This window comes from Streptomyces oceani, from assembly GCF_001751245.1.
GTDB classification, from domain to species: domain Bacteria; phylum Actinomycetota; class Actinomycetes; order Streptomycetales; family Streptomycetaceae; genus Streptomyces; species Streptomyces oceani.
In genome coordinates, this window is the sequence record NZ_LJGU01000114.1 from 199,886 (window position 1) to 216,892 (window position 17,007).

The following is a 17,007-nucleotide window of genomic DNA, read 5'->3' on the forward strand; positions in this document are numbered from 1 at the left end:
GCGAGCGGAACGAGCAAGGACGACAACGGCGATGCCCTCTCGGGCCGGCCGCCTCCTGCGGCTGACCCTGGGCGGGTTCAGCGGAGTACTCGCCGGAGGCTGCGCGCTGGGCGTGGCGGAGCTGGCGGCGGCGTTCGTGGGTGAGCAGGCGGGACCTGTCACGGCGGTCGGCGGCGCGGTGATCGACCGTACGCCGACGCCGGTGAAGGTGTGGGCGGTCCAGACCTTCGGTACCGACGACAAGCTCGTGCTGCGACTCGGCATCCTGCTGACGCTGACGCTGTTCGCGCTGGCGCTGGGCATGACCGCGCTGCGCCACCGGCGGGTGGGAGCGGCCGGTGTGCTGGTCTTCGGGCTGATCGGAGCCGGAGCGGCGGCGAGCCGGCCGATGGCCCGGTGGATCGACGTGCTGCCCTCGCTGGGCGCCGCGGCGCTCGGGGCCATTGTGTTGTACGTCCTGACCGGCCAACTCACCAGTGGCGGGCGGCACCTGGGAGCCGGAGCCGAAGCGCTGACGGAAGGTCCGGCGGGACCGGCGTCGTCGGCTGCGGCCGAGGACGAGTCGGGCGCCGTCGGCACGCAACCGACCGCGGCCGGAACGGAGTCGACGGCCGGGACACCGCCGTACGGTGCCGCGGGCTCGTTCGACCGACGCGGTTTCGTGCTGACCGCCGGCGCGGTCGGGGTGGCCTCCGCCGCTTCCGGATGGTTCGGCCGTCGACTGGACCTCACCAGCGCCGACGCCGTCGCCGCCCGCGAGGCGGTGACCCTTCCCGCGCCCGGCTCCCGCGCGGCACCGGTCCCGTCCGGTGTGCATCCGAGGGTGCGTGGACTGAGCCCGTTCTTCACCGCCAACCGGGACTTCTACCGGGTGGACACCGCCCTGGCGGTCCCGAAGGTGGACCCGGACGGGTGGCGCCTGCGCCTGCACGGCAAGGGCGTGTCCGAGCCGCGCACGTTCGGCTTCCGCGAGTTGCTCGAACGGGACCTGATCGAGCGCGACATCACCCTGACCTGCGTCTCGAACGAGGTCGGCGGGGAGTACGTGTCCACCGCGCGCTGGCTCGGCGTACCGCTCGGCCCGCTGCTGCGTGCGGCGGGCGTCCGGCCGCCGTCCGAGGGCGGGCCCGCCGACCAGCTCGTGGCCCGCTCGGTGGACGGGATGACCCTGGGCAGCCCCGTCGAGGTGGTGCTGGACGGCCGTGACGCGATGCTCGCCGTGGGCATGAACGGGCAACCGCTGCCCTTCCGGCACGGCTTCCCGGTACGGATGCTGGTGCCGGGGCTGTACGGCTACGTCTCGGCCTGCAAGTGGCTCCAGGAACTGGAGCTGACCACCTTCCGGGACTACGACACCTACTGGACGAAGCGGGACTGGGCGGCCCGGGCACCCGTGAAGACCCAGTCCCGCATCGACACGCCCAAGCCCTTCGACAATCCCAAGGCCGGCACGGTGCCGGTCGCCGGTGTGGCCTGGGCCCAGCACACCGGGATCGAACGGGTGGAGGTGCGGGTCGACGACGGGGCGTGGCAACGGGCCGAACTCGCCCCGGTACCCAGCCAGGACACCTGGCGTCAGTGGGTCTGGCAGTGGCCCGCGACGCCCGGCTCCCACACGCTCCAGGTCCGGGCGACGGACCGGGATGGAAACACCCAGACGGCGCGTCGGGCCGGGACCGTGCCGGACGGCGCCACCGGACGCCATCAGGTGGTGGTCGACGTGCGGTGACCAGCGAGCGAGCGGCACGCGCTCGCGACCCCGATCCCAGAGGTATCCGTAGCAACAGAGGAGTGTCCCGATGAACAAGCGTTTTCGTCGCACCACCGTGGCCGTGCTCGCCGCCGTGGTGTTGCCGGTTTCCATGTCCGCCTGCTCGGACGACGGTGACTCGTCGTCCAACGAGGGTTCGGACTCCAAGAAGTCCCAGTCAGAGAAGTCCGGTGACTCGTCGGGGTCGGAGAAGGGCGAGGACGCCCAGGCGATGGACGGGCCGTTCGGGCCCGGCTGCGCGACCGTGCCGGAGTCCGGCAAGGGCAGCTTCGACGGTATGGCGAAGGACCCGGTGGCGACCGCCGCGTCCAACAACCCCGAACTGTCCACGCTCACCGGAGCCGTCAAGAAGGCGGGCCTGGTCGACACGCTGAACAACGCGAAGGACATCACCGTGTTCGCGCCGACCAACGCGGCGTTCGAGAAGATCCCGAAGAAGGACCTGGACGCGGTGATGAGCGACAAGAAGAAGCTCACCGACCTGCTCACGTACCACGTGGTGGGCGAGCGGCTCACACCCGAGGACCTGGAGAAGGGGTCCTACGAGACCATGCAGAAGGACAAGCTGAGCACCGCCGGTTCCGGGAAGGAGTACACGGTCAACGACATGTCGAAGGTCGTCTGCGGCAACGTCCCGACCGCCAACGCCACGGTGTACCTCGTCGACTCGGTGCTGATGCCGGAGAAGTGACGCCCTGACGACAGGGTCCAGGCACGCGGCTGGCGGATCGAGTAAGCGGTCGGCCAGCCGCGTAGCACGTTCGCGTACGGCAAGCGCCGACCCGCCGCCCCGCTGGCTGGTCGGTGTGCCGTGCTCGCGCGTCAGCGCACTCCGTGCCCGGCGGCGATCTCCTCGATACGGCGGGCCAGCGCGACATCGAGTTCGGTGATCCTGCCACCCACGCTGTGGGTGTTCACCGTGACGGAGAGGGTGTTGTAGCTCAGGGTCAGGTCCGAGTGGTGCCCCAGCTCCTCCTGAATCGCGGCGACATGGATGACCATGGCGGCGGCCGGCAGGTGGCCGCGGAAGGCGTAGTCCCGGGCGAGACGGCCGTCCTCGGCGCGCCAACCGGGAAGTTCGCTGAGTGCTTCGTCGGTCTGCTGTGCGGACAACGGTTCGGGGGCCATGCGGACCTCCTTCTACTGGACCGGCCTGGGCCGGACCGGGGGTGTGAGCGCTCGCTCGGCCACCCTGTCACGCCGGCCCCGTTTCGGCCGTGTCCCAGCGGGCAGGGCCTGGTCGGGCATGGCAGAGTGAGCGAGGTGCTCGGCGGGCTCACGCGGTGCCCGGAAGTCGACACGCCACGGATCGGGACCCCCTGCGCCAGGAAGCGAGGCGAAGCCGAGTGTCGTCCGCAACGCCTCCGGTCTACGGCGCGCCGTGCTGGGTACACCTCGCGGCGCGCGATCTGGACTCCGCCCAGGACTTCTACGCGGCGACGCTCGGGTGGCGGTTCGCCACGAGCGAGTTGGGGCCGGAGTTCTCCGTCGCCATGGTCGGCGACGAGCCGGTCGCCGGGATCGGCACCATGCAGGCCACCCTCGGCATGCCGGTCGCCTGGACTCCGTACTTCCTCGTGCCCAGCGCGGACACGACGGCCGCCCGGGTCGCTGAGCGGAGCGCCACCGTGGCCGTCGGTCCGCTGACGCTCGCCACCGGGCGTGCCTCTCTCGCGTCCGATCCGGCCGGGGCGACGTTCGGCTTCTGGGAGGGTGAGCTCCCGAGCGGACGGCCCACGAGGGGCGACACGGCACCGCAGCTGGAACTGCGCACCCGGGACGCCTTCGCGATGGCGATCTTCTACGCCGAGGTCTTCGAGTGGGCCTCCGGTGACCAGCAGCGCTGCGACGTCGCCTACGAGCACGGCGCGGTGACCGTACTCGTGGGTGAACACGTCGTGGCGACACTGCGGGGCGGGGCGGTGGAGGCGGCTCCGGACCCACGCATCCAGCCTCGTTGGCACGTGGCGTTCCCCGTCGCCGATGTGGCGGAGACCGTGCGGGCCGCGACGTCGGCGGGGGGCAGTATCGCGACCGAGCCCGGCGACACCCCGTTCGGGCACTCCGCGGTGCTCCGCGATCCGGACGGCGGCTTCTTCACTGTGACGCAGAACACGCAGCACACGAGTTGAGCGTTGTCGATCACTGGCTGGCCGCGTGCCGGCGAGCGCGCGTGGCGCCCCGGCGCCCCGGGCCGATGACGCCTCCCTTTGCGGCTACCGTCCTGAGCGGTGGGAATTTCGGAACCGGTTCCCGTGGTTACGTACGGTGTAGCGGCCAACGGAGGCGTTTTATCGAACAAGCGTTCTCTTTTCGTGGGAAAGCCAGCGAGTCTACCCAACCGGGCCGGCCTGCGACGGTGTAGCCAGCACCCCTATTTCCCCTGCGGCAGTCCGCAGCCCGAAGAGTGCGGCTACACGGCTTTCACCTGCTACTCCGCAGCGGTCAGACTGTCCGCCATGACGACACCGACCGAGGCACCACCGGGGCCCACAACCGTCCCGGCGCAGCAGGGCAGCGACTTCGCCCGACTCTCCCGCAGGATCACCGAAGCCGGCCTGCTCGCACGGAAGCCCGCCTACTACACCGTGCGTTTCACCCTGGTCGGGCTCTCGCTGGCGGCGACCTGGACCGGGTTCGTCCTGCTCGGTGACAGCTGGTGGCAACTGGCACTGGCGGTGGCGATGGGGCTGGTCTTCGGCCAGTGCGCCCTGGTCGCGCACGACCTCGCGCACCGGCAGGTGTTCCGCAAGCGGCGGGCCAGCGAGGTCGGCGGTCGGATAGTCGGGAACCTCGGCATCGGCATGTCCTACGGCTGGTGGATGAACAAGCACACCCGCCACCACGCGAACCCGAACCACGAGGAGTTGGACCCGGACGTCTCCCCCGACATCCTCGTCTGGTCCCAGGACCAGGCCCGCGAGGCGAAGGGGCTGCCGCGCTTCATGGGTCGGCACCAGGCGGGGCTGTTCTTCCCGCTGCTCACCCTCGAGGGCTTCAACCTGCACGTCGCCAGCGCGCGGGCGCTCCGCGAGCCGCACATGAAGCGGCGCTGGCTGGAGGGCGTACTGCTGTACGGGCACTTCGTCGGCTACCTGGTGGCGCTGTTCCTCGTGCTGCCGGTCGGCATGGCCCTCGCCTTCCTGCTCGTCCACCAGGCGGTCTTCGGCGTGTACCTGGGCTCGGTGTTCGCGCCCAACCACAAGGGCATGCCGATGCTGAACGGCGACACCAAGCCGGACTTCCTGCGCAAGCAGGTACTCACCTCGCGGAACGTACGCGGCGGTTGGCTGATCAACACCGTCATGGGCGGCCTGAACTTCCAGATCGAGCACCACCTCTTCCCGAACATGCCCTCGCCGCACCTGGCGCGCGCCCAGAAGATCGTCCGCGAGTACTGCGCGGAGCTGGACATCCCGTACCACGAGACGGGGCTGATCGAATCCTGGCGGGAGGCGCTGTCGCACCTGCACGAGGTGGGCGTGCCGATCCGCAACGCTCCGGCGGAGGGCTGAGCCGTCCCGCACACCGGCGGGTGAGCCCGGGTGGCGGCTGAGGGCCGGCCCGGACTCAGCCGCCGGTACGCGCCGAGCCGTGCCGTACGGTCGTCGGCGGGCTCGCGATCTCCCGCAGCCAACGCCGCAGCACCCGGTGGACCTGCTCGGCTCCGATGAGTTCGTACTCCTCGGAGCCCGCCCCGGCTCCTGCGCCCGTCACGCCCTCGGAGCCCTCCAAGCTCTCCGGGCCGCCGTCGTCCACCGGCGCGGACAGCCGCAGCGGCGACAGCAGGAACGCCGCGCTCTGCTCCCCACCGAGCCCGCCGTGCGAACCGATCTGCTCCTCGAAGGCGTGTACCGCGCCGGTCTCCGGGCAGACGCTGGAGTTGACCATGATGTCGGCGAGGTGGTTCCGGAACGCCGCGGCCCGCCGTACGGTCGCCACCGCGCCCGGACCGAACGGAGCGAGCGGATCGCGGTCCCCGGTCGTCTCCCCGGAATCCAGCCGGTGCTCGCTGGCCTCCGGGCCCAGCACCACCGAACCGTGCTTCTCGCTCCACACCAGCAGGAAACCCACGCCCGGATGGTTGGCGAGGGCCCGAAGCAGCGCGGGATGCCGTGCCTCGATCTCCTCGCGTGACATCCGCCCGGGTACGTCCGGGAAGGACACCAGGGCGAGGTTCCCGGAGGCCAGCACCACCGGCTCGGTACCGTCCGTGACCTTCTCCGGCGGCGGATCGCTGCTTCGCTCCTCCGGCCGGCGCAGCGCCGCCCGCGCCGCCTCCCGCGCCTCCGCCCCACTGCGGGAGCGCCGGGCTCGCCGGGACACGGGCAGCCCGGACCCGGCGCGTACGAGGTCCTCCAGGGTCAGCCCGTACCGTCCGGCGAAGGTCTGTCCCTCGCTCTGGCCGTGGTCGGACAGCAGCACCAGGCGGTACGGGCGCGGCGCGTGCTCGGCGGCCTTGCTGATCAGCCGGATGGCCCGATCCAGGCCACGCAGCACCTGATGGGTGTCCCGGGAACGCGGGCCGGAATGGTGCGCCACCTCGTCGTAAGCCACCAGGTCGGCGTAGACGGCGGTACGACCGGCCAGCAGGTCGCCGATCACCGCGGCGACCACCACGTCACGCTGCACCACGGTGGCGAAGGCGCGCAGGAAGGGGTACAGCCCGCCGCGCCGCACCCGCGGGGTGTCCCGTCGCAGCAGAGCGCGGGAGGACTGGCCGATCTCGCGGCCCACCTCGGCGAGGTACGAGACGGCCGTGCGGGTGGCGTTCGCCGGGTCGGAGAAGTAGGCGAAGTACCCGGCGCGGGACCGTGTCTCCCGGCCGCGCCGCGCCGAGACCGAGAGCACCAGGGCGAGTTGGCGCGCGCCGCCGCTGAAGAGGTTCCCCCGGCTGGCGCCGTGCGGGCCCAGCAGCCCGTGCGGGCCCGTACGGGCGACGGCCCGCCGCTCCAGCTCGGCGGCGCCACTGGGACGGTTGGTCACCAGCACGGCGCCGCGTTCCTTCTCGTACCAGCGGAAGGCCGGCACGTCGGCGTTGCTGCCGTGCAGGATGCCGAGTTGACTCGCCCCGGTCTGGCTGGACCAGTCGGTACGCCAGCGGGTGAGCCTGTGTGTGCTGGCGCGGAGCGCGGCCACGGTCGGCATCAACGGGCGCTCGCCCTCCGTCGCCTCCCGGAGCACGTCGTATCCGACCCCGTCGAGTTGCACGAACACCAGGCCCGTCGCCTCGACCTCGGAGTTCGCGCCCCCGTACGTACGACGGCGGCCACGTCCCGCGAGCCGTGCGAACCGGCGCCGGTAGGCACCGTCGTCCCACACCGTGAGGAAGGTGTACGCCGCCGAGGACGCGGCGGACATCACCGCCGCCACCACGACCGCGGTCCGCGGGTCCACCTCGCCCGGGCCGGGGACGATGAGCAGCGCGAACCAGAGCAACGAGCCGTTCAGGAAGAAAACCAACAGCCCGAGCACCAGCGCCGGGACCAGCAGGAGTGCCCGTACGATCAGCGGCCACACCAGCGTGCTCAGCAGGCCGAACCCGCCGGCGCACAGGGCCGCGGTGAAGGCGAGCCGGGTGGCGCTGTCCCCGTCGGCCGACTGCAGCCGGAACTCCGGCAGTCCGCCGGCCAGCAGCAGCATCGTGACGGTGCTGACCGTCCACACCGTGAGCAGTCGGAGCACCGCCGAGCCCAGACCTCGCCAGGAGGGCACTCGCAGTCGCACGCCTGGTTCTCCTCACCCGCGTCCGTCCCCGCGTCCGTCCCCCGGCGTCACTCGTGTCGGCGAAGACCGGCCGGTGCCGCCGCGCGGACCCTCTCCACTCTTGCACAGCGCCGGACACCGTGCGTGACGCGCTGCCCGGTCGGCCCCCGGGGGCGGGCACACGCCGTACGCTCGAGGCAGCGGCGCTCGCCCGGGCGGGGTCCCGCGGACCGGCCCGTGCGGGGCGCGGCCGAGCGCGGTTGCCGGACGCCCACGCGGGAGAGGAGCACGTGTGCCGGTGCAGGTCACCTGGTGGGGACACGCCACCGCGACAGTGCGCGACTCGGGCCTCAGCGTGCTCACCGACCCGCTGTTCGTACGCCGCCTGGCGCACCTGCGCAGGCGGCGGGGCGCGCTGCCGCCCGCCTCGGCGGCGGCAGCGGCCGACGTGGTGCTGGTGTCCCATCTGCACGCCGACCACCTGCACCTGGGCTCGCTCGCCCGGCTCGCGCCGGGCACTCCGGTGGTGCTGCCGAAGGGGGCGTCGAGGGCGGTGCCGGGGCTGCGCCGATTGCGGAGGTTCCTCGCGCTGCGCGAGGTGCTACCGGGCGATGTCCTACGGGTCGGCGCGTTGCGGGTGCACGCGGTGCCGGCCGCGCACGACGGGCGGCGGCTGCCGTACGGGCCGCAGCAGGCTCCGGCGTTGGGCTACGTGGTGGAGGGCGAGGCCCGGACGTACTTCGCCGGCGACACCGGCTTGTTCGACGGCATGGCGCGGGCGGTCGGCCCGGTCGATACGGCGCTGCTGCCGGTCGGCGGCTGGGGGCCGTACCTGGGCCACGGGCACCTGGACGCCGGACGTGCGGCGCGTGCGCTGCGCTGCCTGACGCCGCGCTGGGCGGTGCCGGTGCACTACGGCACGTACTGGCCGATCGGGATGGACGCCGTGCGCCCGCACGAGTTCCACGCGCCCGGCGACGAGTTCGTGCGGCTGTCCGCCCAGCTGGCGCCGGGGGTCGAGGTGCGCCGGCTGGGGCACGGCGAGACGCTACGGCTGGGCTGAGGGACGATGAGCAGCGGCATGGGGCAGTACGACGCCGGCACCGCCCAGGCGCCGGAGTTCCTCGCCGTGCTGGGGTTGTTGCCGCCCGGGTCGACACAGCCGGCGCTCGGCTATCCGTCGCTGTTCCTGCTGGTGATCTTCGGTGCGCTACTGCCGGTGGTGCCCACGGGTGCGCTGGTCAGCGGGGCGGCGGTGGTGGCGGTGCATCACAGCGCGCCGGCGCTGTCCCTGCTGGCCGTCTTCGTGGTGGCCGCGCTGGCCGCCTTCCTGGGCGATGTGAGCCTGTACTGGCTCGGCCAGCGCGGGCTGCGCTCCCAGAACGGCTCCCGCTGGCTGGAGCAACTGCGGGCCCGTGCCGCTCCCGAGCGGCTGGCGCAAGCGCGGGAGAAGCTGGCGGATCACGGTGTGGCGGTGCTGGTGGTGTCCCGGCTGGTGCCGGCGGGACGGATTCCGGTGATGCTGGCCTGTCTGCTGGCCCGGATGCCGCTGACCGGATTCGTACGGGCGGACGCGCTGGCCTGTCTGGCGTGGACGGCGACCTACCAGTTGATCGGGGTCACCGGCGGTTCGCTCTTCCCCCAGCCCTGGCAGGGCCTGGTCGCGGTGGTCGCGCTGACGGTGTTGGTCAGCGCCGCTCCGTCGATCGGGCGGCGCCTGCGGCGGACGAACCGGGACACGGTGCGCTGACCCCGCGCTGGTCAGGTCGTTCCGACCGGTCCGATCCCGCCCGGTCACGCCGTTCCGGCACCGTCTCCCAGCAGCTCGGCCAGCTCCGTACGCACCCGGCGCACCGCCGCCTCCTCCGGCACCTGCTCCGGCACCTGCTCTGGCCCTGCCGCACGCTCCGTACCCAGCACGTCCGCCGACAACCGCACCCGCAGCCCGCCCGGTTCGTCGCCGAAGCGGTGACCGCCGCTGACATACGGACCCAGCCGGCGTACGAGTTCCGCCTCCAGCCCCGGAGCGTCCGTCACCCCGCGAGCCGCGAGCCGCGAGCGCCACTGCTCCAGGTCCGCGTACAGGAACCAGCCCACCCTCGGTGGCCGACACAGCGCGCCCGCCTCCGTCAGGACGGTGTGCAGCGCCGCGGCACGCGCGCCGTACACCGCGGACTCGGCGGCCAGCCGCTTCCGTACGGCCGCCGGCTCCGTCAGCGCCGCGGCGATCGCCGCGTCGTCCGCGCCGTGCGGGCCCGCGTGCAGGGTCTCCAGGATCTCGCGCACCCGAGCGCTCAGCCGATGCCCGTACGGGCTGGCCGGAAAGCGCGCGATGCCCGCCTGCGGACCATCGGGCAGCAACGACACCTCAAGCCCCGCGAGCACGACCACGGAGTCACGTCCACCGTGGCCCAACATCTCCGCCGGGCTGACGACCACGGTCTCCCGCGGGTCATGGGCGGTGTCCCGCCAGCTCTCGTCGCTGATGATCAACAGGCCCTCGTCCACGGCGGCCTCGCAGACCTCGTGCAGGAGCTCGGGACTGGCGATCGTCCCCGTGGGATCGTCGGCCACGGAGAGCAGCAGCACCCGGGGAGCGCCGCCGCCGGCACGGACCCGGCGCACGGTCTCCCGCAGTGCGACCGGATCGGGAATTCCGCCGCACTCGGCGGGCACCGAAACCGGGTGCGCCTGCCGGGAGAGCAGCCCGGCCTGCGCCGCGTGCCAGTCGGCGGTGGGGCAGGGCAGCAACACGTCGCCACGCGCGGGCACTCGGGGGTGGCGTGCGGCGAGACCGAGCGTGGCCGGAGCGTCCGCCGAGTCCGCCGGATCGGCCTGATCCCGGGTCCCGTCTCCTACCGCGGCCAGTAGCGCCAGCAGCAGCAACGCGGCACCGGGAGCGGCGACCACCTGCTCCGGCTCGGTGCTCAGACCCCGTCGACGCCAGTAGCCGCAAGCCGCCGTCACCGTGTCCGACTGCCGCATCCGTATCCGCCTCCCGCGAACCGTGCCCGACCGCCCGACCAGTCACTGCCCACGCCTGACCGACGTCGCGACGGAACCGCGTCGCGCGCGCTCGCACGGCGACCCGTGCGTCCACTCTCTGCCCCGGCACCTCGGCTGTCCAGCGGATGCGTATCCGAGTGGCACTCGGAACCCTGGAAGCCACTGGAGCCGCGCGACCCGCCGGCCACGGGATGCGTCAGGTCAGGGCACCGCGGTCAGTTCGGTGAAGGTGCCCGCGCGAGCGCGCGCGGCGAGTTCGTCCAGTGCCTGACGGGCCTGTCCCGCGGCCTCCGGATCCGTTTCGGGCAGACCGCTGGCCAGGAACTCGTCCTCGTCCAGCCGGAGCGCCGCGCTCCCGTCGGCCGGTACCCACAGGTCCAGCTCCAGGTCGACGCTGGTCAGTTCGCCGTCCCGGACGCACGCCGGCCGCGCCATGTCGCAGTACCAGCCCTTACGCCGTCCGTCGGCCGCCCGTACCTCCTTGACGGCGTACCAGCGGTCTCGCCAGTAGTGCTCGGTGAACACGTCGCCGTGCTCGAAACGCACGAAACCGAAGTCCCGGACGGGCGGGCCCGCCCACGGCGCCCGTACGGCCGCCCGTGTGCCGTCGTCGTCCAGCGCGGTCGCCGGATAGCGCACATCGGCCCGCCCGTGCTTGCGGAGGATCACCGTCACGGGCTCGCCGGCCGTCAGCATCGCGTCCATGCGACCAGCGTGCTGCACCGGACCTCGATCGGGCACCCGGTTTTCCGTCTCGTGACGGGGACCGTCCGGCACGCGCCGCCTGGAGCCTGAGTGACGGCGCCCGCCACCCGGCGTCAGGCACCGCGCGCCCGCGCGCCCGCCCGCGTACGCCCCGGCGCCACCGGGCGTCGGGGATGCCGGCGGAGGTACTCGCCCTCCAGCTCCGCCATGCGAGCGTTGTGCCTTCCCAACGCGTCGTTCGATCCGTGCAGCAGGGTGTCGTGTCGGGTGCGGTGAATCGTCTGCAGTTCCTTGACAAGCTGTGCGTCGGACAGATCCCGCGGGTCGATGCCCATCCCATGCCCTCCTCGTGTCGCTCCTCGCTGTCTGGGTACCCGATCCTGGCGAGCCAAGGAGAAACTCATGGAAGTCGGCTTCCTCAGTCCGCTCTTCGACCGCCCCGGCCCCTGGGCCTCGGTGTATCTCGACACTACGGCGCTCAGTCCGGACCCTCATCCGCGAGCGGAACGCGCCGCTCACGCCGCCTGCGCTCGGCTGCGCGGGCAGGGCGCCGACCCACGCACCTGCCGGGCGGTGTACGAGGCCATGACGACACCAGCGGAACCACCCGCGCCGCCGGGCCGGGCGATCTTCGCCACGGACGGCACGGTGGTGCTGGCGCCGCCGCTGGCCACGGCACCCGACGGGGGGCCGCACGCCTGTTGGGAGGCCCTCCCGCACACCGGACCACTGTTGGAGCTCGCCGAGACGAACCCGGCCTGTGTGGTGGCCCGCGTCCGTCCGGACGGGGCGACGTTCGAGCTGCACGGTCCGTACGGCGTGCTCGACGCGGGCCGGGTGCGCGGCGACTGGCCGGTGCACCGCAGCAGCCCGGCGGACTGGTCGGTGTGCCACTTCCGCCCAACCGAGCCGGACGACGACACCCGCGGCGCCGAGTTGGTGGCCGACGGTATCCGGAACTGCGCCGCGCGTACCAGGCCCGAACTGGTGATACTCGCCGGAGACCGCGCCGTACGCATGGCCGTGCTCGAGCGGTTGCCGGCCGGGCTGCGTTCCCGGACCGTGCACGCCGACGAGCGGACCGGCACGGCGGACGGCCCGCCGCAGGTGGCGGGCGAACGGGGTGGCACGACCGACCCGATCGCCCCCGAGGTCGCGCGGATCCGCGCCACGCACGGCCGCCGGCACGCCCGTAGCACCATGGAGTGCTTCCTGTCCGGACGGCTGCCGACGGACGACGGGCGGATCGCCGCCGCCGAGGGCGTGCCCGCGCTGATAGACGCCGCGCGGCAGCACCGTATCGGCTCGCTGATCGTGCGGCCGGAGGGCGTCGACCTGCATCGGGAGGTGTGGGTCGGCCAGGACCCGGAGCAGTTGGCCGTGCGGCCCACCGACGCCCAACTGCTCGGTGGCCAGCAGCCGGCGACCGCCCGTGCCGACGACGCGCTGGTGCGTTCGGCCGCCACCTCCGGCGCGGAGGTGTTGTGCGTACGCCCGTACGAGTTGGCCCCGGGCACCCCGGACGGGCTGCCGTCCGGGGGACTCGGGGCGCTGCTTCGCTGGCCGTACGGCGCGGCCCCGGAGACGACTCACCGCAGGGAAGGAGGCGGCCGCGATGGCGGACATGCAGCGCGGCAGTGATCGCGTGAACGTCCATCTGGACGACGAGATCAAGAAGGAGATGCACGGGCGACTGCACTCGGGGCACCCGACCCGCGCCCAGCAGGAGAAGGACCCGGAGCCGGGCGCGGACGACGACTCCTGGCTGGCCGAACGCCCGCAGTCGGCCGGCAGCGGCCGGGACTCGGAGAGTGGCGAAGCGGAGACGGAGGCGGAGGAGTTGCGGTCGGATCTGGCGCGGCATCTCGGCCGTACGGCGTTCCCCGCGGACCGGCGGACCCTGGTGCGCACGCTGCTCGCCACCCAGGCCCCGGACGACTTGGTGGACACCGTACGGACACTGCCGCACGGTGGGGAGGAGTACCGCACCGTGCAGGAGGTCGTGGTCGCTCTCGGGCACCACCCGCGGGCGTAGGCCGGGTCGTTCACCTGGCGGTCTGCCGCCGTGGCGGGCGGGCGGCTGGCGGGCGCTGGCGGTGCCGGGCGCTCGGTCGCCGGTCAGGGCGAGTCAGTGTGAATTAGGGCGAGGCGAGATCGTAGCCCGCCGCCTCCACCGCGGCACGCACGGCCGTCGGTGGAAGGTCCCGGTCGCTGTTCACCGTCAACGAGCCGCTCGCGACATCGACGGCCGCCGAGGTGACCCCGTCGACGAGTTCGACCTCCTCCGTGACCGTGCTCGCGCAGCTGCGGCAGGCCATGCCGACGACCTGATAGGTGGACGTCCCCGCGGTCTCACTCATGAGAGCCACCGTTGAGCGTGCGGGTGAATCCGCAGGAGCGGTGCATGCGGCCATCCGGCGTGAACTCGCAGAACTGCATGACCTCCGTGGAGATCAGCTTCTTCCGCATCGCCGCGTGGATGGTGAGCCGTGCCGCGATGCGGTTGCCGTCCGCGAGGGCCTCGTGCACCTCGAAGCGGGCCTCGTCGTCCTCGGCCAGGTGCTTGCGTACGGGGTGGATGTGGGCGACGAGTTTGTCCCAGTTGAGTCGGACGCCGTCGCTGATCATCACGATGTCCGGGGTGTAGAAGCGGGCCATCGCCGGTGCCGGGTCGCCGGAGCCCCGCACCACCTCCTCGTGGTAGGTGGTGAAGAATTTCGTCATGAACTGCTCAGGGGTGCTCTGCACCAGTGACCTCATGGCACTCCCTCCGGAGGCTGCGATCGGAGCGGGCCGAGCGGCACCACTCCGCTAACTCTTACATTCTGTAAGATATATCCGCCAGACAACACTGACAAGGTGTAAGAGTTGACTCCTCCTCCGGCCCGCCGCGCCGACGCCGAACGCAGTCGAATCGCCGTGCTCGACGCGGCCCTCCACCTTCTCGGCGAGCGCCCCAGCGCGGGAATGGCCGCCGTCGCCGCCGCGGCCGGGGTCACCCGCCAGACGGTCTACGCGCACTTCTCCTCCCGGGACGACCTGGTCACGGCGGTCGTCGACCACATGACGGAGAAGGTGGTCCAGGCGATGGACGCCGTTGCTGCCGACGCAGGGCCGGCACCGGACGCGCTGTTCCGACTGCTGGACGCGACGTGGCGCGTCTCCGAGGCATACCCGGCCCTGATCCAGCTCGGGGACCATCCGACACTGACCGAGCGGGACCGGACCCGCCACCAGCCGATCGCCGACCGCATCGCACAGGTGCTCCAGCGCGGCCGGGACGACGGCGTCTTCGACCCGACACCGCCGCTCTCCTGGCAGGTCGCGGCCGTCATCGCGCTCAGCCACGCCACCGGAGAGGAGGTCCGCGCCGACCGCATGCCCGCCGCGGAGGCGCAGCAGGCCCTGCGTTCCGGGCTCCTGCGGCTCCTCATGCCAGACACCGCGACCTCCGCGACCGAGCCGCCGTGACTTCGCTCCCGGCCCGCCACGACAGGCGCCGGCCGAGCCACTTCCAACGCGGCGCTGACCTCGCCACAACTGTCAACTAGGCTGCGCCACATGGACATTCTGGGGACTTCGCTGCGGGTCTGCGTCGACGATCTGGACGCCGCCGTGCCGGTGTACGAGAAACTGGCGGACGCGGAAGCGGCACGCTTCGAGAGCGGACCTGTCTCGGTCGCCGCGGTCGGACCGTTCTTCCTGATGAGCGGCCCACAGGAACACCTCGACGTGCTGCGGAAGATCGCGGCCACGTTGGCGGTGCAGGACGTGGACGAGGCGCTCGCCGATCTGAAGGCCGTCGGCGCCGACATCATCGCCGGCCCCAAACCGACTCCCGCCGGCCGGAACCTGGTCGCCCGGCACCCGGACGGCTCGGTGTTCGAGTACGTCGACCGGCAGGGTGCCGGGAGCTGAGCCTCCGAAGCACCTGAGAGCCACGACGGTACGTCCGGCGCTCTGGCAGAGTCCGCGGCGGTCCGGCCGCTGTCGGGTGCGCTGCCGGACGCCGGCCCGCGCGTCGCGGTGACCGCCGGGGGCGGGATCGGCTCTCCTCAGCACGGGCAGTACGGGCGTACCGTCTCCCGTATGGCCACCACCCACGAAGTCTTCAACCAGGCACCACCGCTGACCGGCTACAACGCCGCGGCGGACGATCTCGCCCTGCTCGAGTCGGTGCGCCACGGCGGTGCCGGCCACGGTGAGGGGCGACTGCTCGAGCTGGGCGCGCGTGCCGGTTCCCCGGAGGTGCTGGAACAGGCCCGGCTGGCGGAGGAGAACCCGCCGCGGCTGCGCACGCACGACCGGTTCGGTCACCGTATCGACGAGGTGGAGTTCCACCCTGCCTGGCACCAGTTGATGACCGCGGCGGTCGGGGCCGGTCTGCACGCCGCACCGTGGACGGACCAACGACCGAGCGCCCACCTGCTGCGGGCAGCCCGGTTCTACGTCTGGTCCCAGGCGGAGGCGGGCCACGGCTGCCCGATCTCCATGACGTACGCGGCCGTGCCGGCCCTGCGTGCCCAGCCCGAGCTGGCCGCGGCGTACGAACCGCTGCTCGCCTCCCGCAGCTACGACTTCGGGCTGCGCCCGCCCCTGGCGAAGTCCGGGCTGATCGCGGGCATGTCGATGACGGAGAAGCAGGGCGGCTCGGACGTACGCGCCAACACCACCCGCGCGGTGTCCGTCGGGGACGCCGACGGCACGTACCGGATCACCGGCCACAAGTGGTTCACCTCCGCGCCGATGAGCGACGTCTTCCTCACCCTGGCGAACCTGGAAGAGGGGCCGACCTGCTTCCTTCTCCCCCGGGTGTTGCCGGACGGGGCCCGGAACGGCCTGCGACTGCAACGGCTCAAGGAGAAGCTGGGCAACCGTTCCAACGCCTCCGCCGAGTTGGAGTACGAGGGCGCGCTGGGTTGGCGGGTCGGCGAGCCGGGGCGGGGGGTACGCACCATCGTCGAGATGGTCAACATGACAAGGCTGGACTGCGTACTCGGTTCGGCCGCCGGGATGCGGGCCGGGCTGCGGCACGCGCTTCAGCACACCAACCATCGCGAGGCGTTCGGCGCGGTGCTCCGTGAACAGCCACTGATGCGGAACGTACTGGCGGATCTGGCGCTGGAGTCGGAGGCCGCGACCGCGCTGGGCCTGCGTCTGGCCACCGCGCTGGACCGGGCGCAGGCCGGCGACCAGCAGGAGGCGGCGCTGCGTCGGTTGGGGCTGGCGGCCGGCAAGTACTGGGTGTGCAAGCGGGGCAGCGCGCACGCCGCCGAGGCGCTGGAGTGCCTGGGCGGCAACGGCTACGTGGAGGAGTCCGGGATGCCGCGCCTTTTCCGGGAGGCGCCGCTGCTGTCGATCTGGGAGGGCTCGGGGAACGTCGCCGCCCTGGACGTACTGCGCGCGCTGGCGAAGGACCCGGGGCTGCTGGACGCGTTCTGGGCCGAGGTGGAGAGCGCCTCCGGCGCCGACCGGCGGCTGGACTCGGCGGTGGCGTCGCTGCGCAAGGAGGTGACGATGCTGTCCGATCCGGTGGCGGGGCAGTTGTGGGCGCGCCGGCTGGCCGAACGGATCACCCTGGTCTTCCAGGGCGCGTTGCTCGTACGGCACAGCACGCCCGCGGTCGCGGACGCCTTCTGCGCCTCCCGGCTCGGCGGTGACTGGGGCGGGGCGTTCGGGACGCTGCCGACCGACGTCGAGCTGGCCACGATCCTGGACCGGGCGAGCGGGATGGCCTGAGGAACGGGGTTTCTCAAGCGGCTGGTGCGGCCGGGGCCGGGACATTCCGCCGGACCGGTGGACGGGGACCGGGACGGGGA

The 17,007-nt window shown here is 72.5% G+C and carries 18 protein-coding genes; 11 read left to right on the top strand and 7 right to left on the bottom strand.

Features of this window, described 5'->3' with window-relative positions:
• Positions 1-31: 31 nt before the first annotated feature.
• Positions 32-1,729 (top strand): molybdopterin-dependent oxidoreductase, encoded by a 1,698-nt coding sequence (locus tag AN216_RS08165; RefSeq protein WP_070195925.1) that lies wholly within the window; start codon positions 32-34, stop codon positions 1,727-1,729.
• 70 nt (positions 1,730-1,799) lie between these two features.
• Positions 1,800-2,462, top strand: coding sequence for a fasciclin domain-containing protein (locus tag AN216_RS08170; RefSeq protein WP_070195926.1), 663 nt, complete (start codon positions 1,800-1,802; stop codon positions 2,460-2,462).
• A gap of 131 nt (positions 2,463-2,593) precedes the next feature.
• On the opposite strand, the gene AN216_RS08175 is transcribed toward AN216_RS08170, so the two are convergent.
• Positions 2,594-2,899, bottom strand: coding sequence for a 4a-hydroxytetrahydrobiopterin dehydratase (locus AN216_RS08175; protein WP_070195927.1), 306 nt, complete (start codon positions 2,897-2,899; stop codon positions 2,594-2,596).
• 218 nt (positions 2,900-3,117) lie between these two features.
• Between AN216_RS08175 and AN216_RS08180 the strand changes: the two genes are divergently transcribed.
• Both AN216_RS08180 and AN216_RS08185 read left to right on the top strand, forming a co-directional pair.
• On the top strand, positions 3,118-3,903 hold the full coding sequence (locus tag AN216_RS08180) for a VOC family protein (protein WP_070195928.1): 786 nt from the start codon (positions 3,118-3,120) through the stop codon (positions 3,901-3,903).
• Between the two features lie 327 nt (positions 3,904-4,230).
• Positions 4,231-5,286, top strand: a complete 1,056-nt coding sequence (locus AN216_RS08185) for a fatty acid desaturase family protein (RefSeq protein WP_070195929.1) — start codon at positions 4,231-4,233, stop codon at positions 5,284-5,286.
• A gap of 55 nt (positions 5,287-5,341) precedes the next feature.
• Here AN216_RS08185 and AN216_RS08190 read toward each other — a convergent pair whose 3' ends face one another.
• On the bottom strand, positions 5,342-7,498 hold the full coding sequence (locus AN216_RS08190; protein WP_070195930.1) for a phage holin family protein: 2,157 nt from the start codon (positions 7,496-7,498) through the stop codon (positions 5,342-5,344).
• Positions 7,499-7,769: 271 nt separating this feature from the next.
• On the opposite strand from AN216_RS08190, the gene AN216_RS08195 reads away from it, so the two are divergent.
• Both AN216_RS08195 and AN216_RS08200 read left to right on the top strand, forming a co-directional pair.
• Positions 7,770-8,540, top strand: coding sequence for an MBL fold metallo-hydrolase (locus tag AN216_RS08195; protein WP_070195931.1), 771 nt, complete (start codon positions 7,770-7,772; stop codon positions 8,538-8,540).
• An 18-nt stretch (positions 8,541-8,558) separates the two neighbouring features.
• Complete coding sequence (locus AN216_RS08200) at positions 8,559-9,227, top strand: DedA family protein (RefSeq protein ID WP_070195932.1); 669 nt, start codon at positions 8,559-8,561, stop codon at positions 9,225-9,227.
• Between the two features lie 44 nt (positions 9,228-9,271).
• Here AN216_RS08200 and AN216_RS08205 read toward each other — a convergent pair whose 3' ends face one another.
• From AN216_RS08205 to AN216_RS08215, 3 genes are all read right to left on the bottom strand, one after another.
• A complete protein-coding gene (locus tag AN216_RS08205) occupies positions 9,272-10,462 on the bottom strand; it encodes an aminotransferase class I/II-fold pyridoxal phosphate-dependent enzyme (protein WP_070195933.1) in 1,191 nt (396 codons plus the stop codon).
• Between the two features lie 222 nt (positions 10,463-10,684).
• The gene (locus tag AN216_RS08210) at positions 10,685-11,188 is read right to left on the bottom strand and encodes a ribonuclease FAU-1 family protein (protein WP_070194544.1); all 504 of its coding nucleotides are present in this window, start codon (positions 11,186-11,188) and stop codon (positions 10,685-10,687) included.
• 113 nt (positions 11,189-11,301) lie between these two features.
• The gene (locus AN216_RS08215; protein WP_070195934.1) at positions 11,302-11,523 is read right to left on the bottom strand and encodes a DUF6158 family protein; all 222 of its coding nucleotides are present in this window, start codon (positions 11,521-11,523) and stop codon (positions 11,302-11,304) included.
• Between the two features lie 67 nt (positions 11,524-11,590).
• Between AN216_RS08215 and AN216_RS08220 the strand changes: the two genes are divergently transcribed.
• A complete protein-coding gene (locus tag AN216_RS08220; RefSeq protein ID WP_070195935.1) occupies positions 11,591-12,829 on the top strand; it encodes a baeRF2 domain-containing protein in 1,239 nt (412 codons plus the stop codon).
• The gene (locus AN216_RS08225; protein ID WP_244502368.1) at positions 12,804-13,223 is read left to right on the top strand and encodes a DUF2795 domain-containing protein; all 420 of its coding nucleotides are present in this window, start codon (positions 12,804-12,806) and stop codon (positions 13,221-13,223) included. Before AN216_RS08220 ends, AN216_RS08225 begins: the two co-directional genes overlap by 26 nt.
• Before the next feature lie 103 nt (positions 13,224-13,326).
• Here the strand turns inward: AN216_RS08225 and AN216_RS08230 are convergent, their stop codons facing one another.
• Both AN216_RS08230 and AN216_RS08235 read right to left on the bottom strand, forming a co-directional pair.
• Positions 13,327-13,548, bottom strand: a complete 222-nt coding sequence (locus tag AN216_RS08230) for a heavy-metal-associated domain-containing protein (RefSeq protein ID WP_070195936.1) — start codon at positions 13,546-13,548, stop codon at positions 13,327-13,329.
• The gene (locus AN216_RS08235; RefSeq protein WP_070195937.1) at positions 13,541-13,948 is read right to left on the bottom strand and encodes a nuclear transport factor 2 family protein; all 408 of its coding nucleotides are present in this window, start codon (positions 13,946-13,948) and stop codon (positions 13,541-13,543) included. The genes AN216_RS08230 and AN216_RS08235 overlap by 8 nt, the downstream gene beginning before the upstream one ends.
• A gap of 108 nt (positions 13,949-14,056) precedes the next feature.
• Between AN216_RS08235 and AN216_RS08240 the strand changes: the two genes are divergently transcribed.
• From AN216_RS08240 to AN216_RS08250, 3 genes are all read left to right on the top strand, one after another.
• Complete coding sequence (locus AN216_RS08240; protein WP_070195938.1) at positions 14,057-14,659, top strand: TetR/AcrR family transcriptional regulator; 603 nt, start codon at positions 14,057-14,059, stop codon at positions 14,657-14,659.
• Positions 14,660-14,749: 90 nt separating this feature from the next.
• The gene (locus AN216_RS08245; protein WP_070195939.1) at positions 14,750-15,106 is read left to right on the top strand and encodes a VOC family protein; all 357 of its coding nucleotides are present in this window, start codon (positions 14,750-14,752) and stop codon (positions 15,104-15,106) included.
• Positions 15,107-15,277: 171 nt separating this feature from the next.
• On the top strand, positions 15,278-16,927 hold the full coding sequence (locus AN216_RS08250; RefSeq protein WP_070196115.1) for an acyl-CoA dehydrogenase family protein: 1,650 nt from the start codon (positions 15,278-15,280) through the stop codon (positions 16,925-16,927).
• Positions 16,928-17,007: the final 80 nt, after the last annotated feature.

What these genes read in the sequence shown, in the direction of transcription:
- AN216_RS08165 (WP_070195925.1), top strand. Translation starts at nt 32, where the DNA reads ATGCCCTCTCGGGCCGGCCGCCTCCTGCGGCTGACCCTGGGCGGGTTC.
- AN216_RS08170 (WP_070195926.1), top strand. Translation starts at nt 1,800, where the DNA reads ATGAACAAGCGTTTTCGTCGCACCACCGTGGCCGTGCTCGCCGCCGTG.
- AN216_RS08175 (WP_070195927.1), bottom strand. Translation starts at nt 2,899, where the DNA reads ATGGCCCCCGAACCGTTGTCCGCACAGCAGACCGACGAAGCACTCAGC.
- AN216_RS08185 (WP_070195929.1), top strand. Translation starts at nt 4,231, where the DNA reads ATGACGACACCGACCGAGGCACCACCGGGGCCCACAACCGTCCCGGCG.
- AN216_RS08200 (WP_070195932.1), top strand. Translation starts at nt 8,559, where the DNA reads ATGGGGCAGTACGACGCCGGCACCGCCCAGGCGCCGGAGTTCCTCGCC.
- AN216_RS08205 (WP_070195933.1), bottom strand. Translation starts at nt 10,462, where the DNA reads ATGCGGCAGTCGGACACGGTGACGGCGGCTTGCGGCTACTGGCGTCGA.
- AN216_RS08210 (WP_070194544.1), bottom strand. Translation starts at nt 11,188, where the DNA reads ATGGACGCGATGCTGACGGCCGGCGAGCCCGTGACGGTGATCCTCCGC.
- AN216_RS08215 (WP_070195934.1), bottom strand. Translation starts at nt 11,523, where the DNA reads ATGGGCATCGACCCGCGGGATCTGTCCGACGCACAGCTTGTCAAGGAA.
- AN216_RS08220 (WP_070195935.1), top strand. Translation starts at nt 11,591, where the DNA reads ATGGAAGTCGGCTTCCTCAGTCCGCTCTTCGACCGCCCCGGCCCCTGG.
- AN216_RS08225 (WP_244502368.1), top strand. Translation starts at nt 12,804, where the DNA reads ATGGCGGACATGCAGCGCGGCAGTGATCGCGTGAACGTCCATCTGGAC.
- AN216_RS08230 (WP_070195936.1), bottom strand. Translation starts at nt 13,548, where the DNA reads ATGAGTGAGACCGCGGGGACGTCCACCTATCAGGTCGTCGGCATGGCC.
- AN216_RS08235 (WP_070195937.1), bottom strand. Translation starts at nt 13,948, where the DNA reads ATGAGGTCACTGGTGCAGAGCACCCCTGAGCAGTTCATGACGAAATTC.
- AN216_RS08245 (WP_070195939.1), top strand. Translation starts at nt 14,750, where the DNA reads ATGGACATTCTGGGGACTTCGCTGCGGGTCTGCGTCGACGATCTGGAC.
- AN216_RS08250 (WP_070196115.1), top strand. Translation starts at nt 15,278, where the DNA reads ATGGCCACCACCCACGAAGTCTTCAACCAGGCACCACCGCTGACCGGC.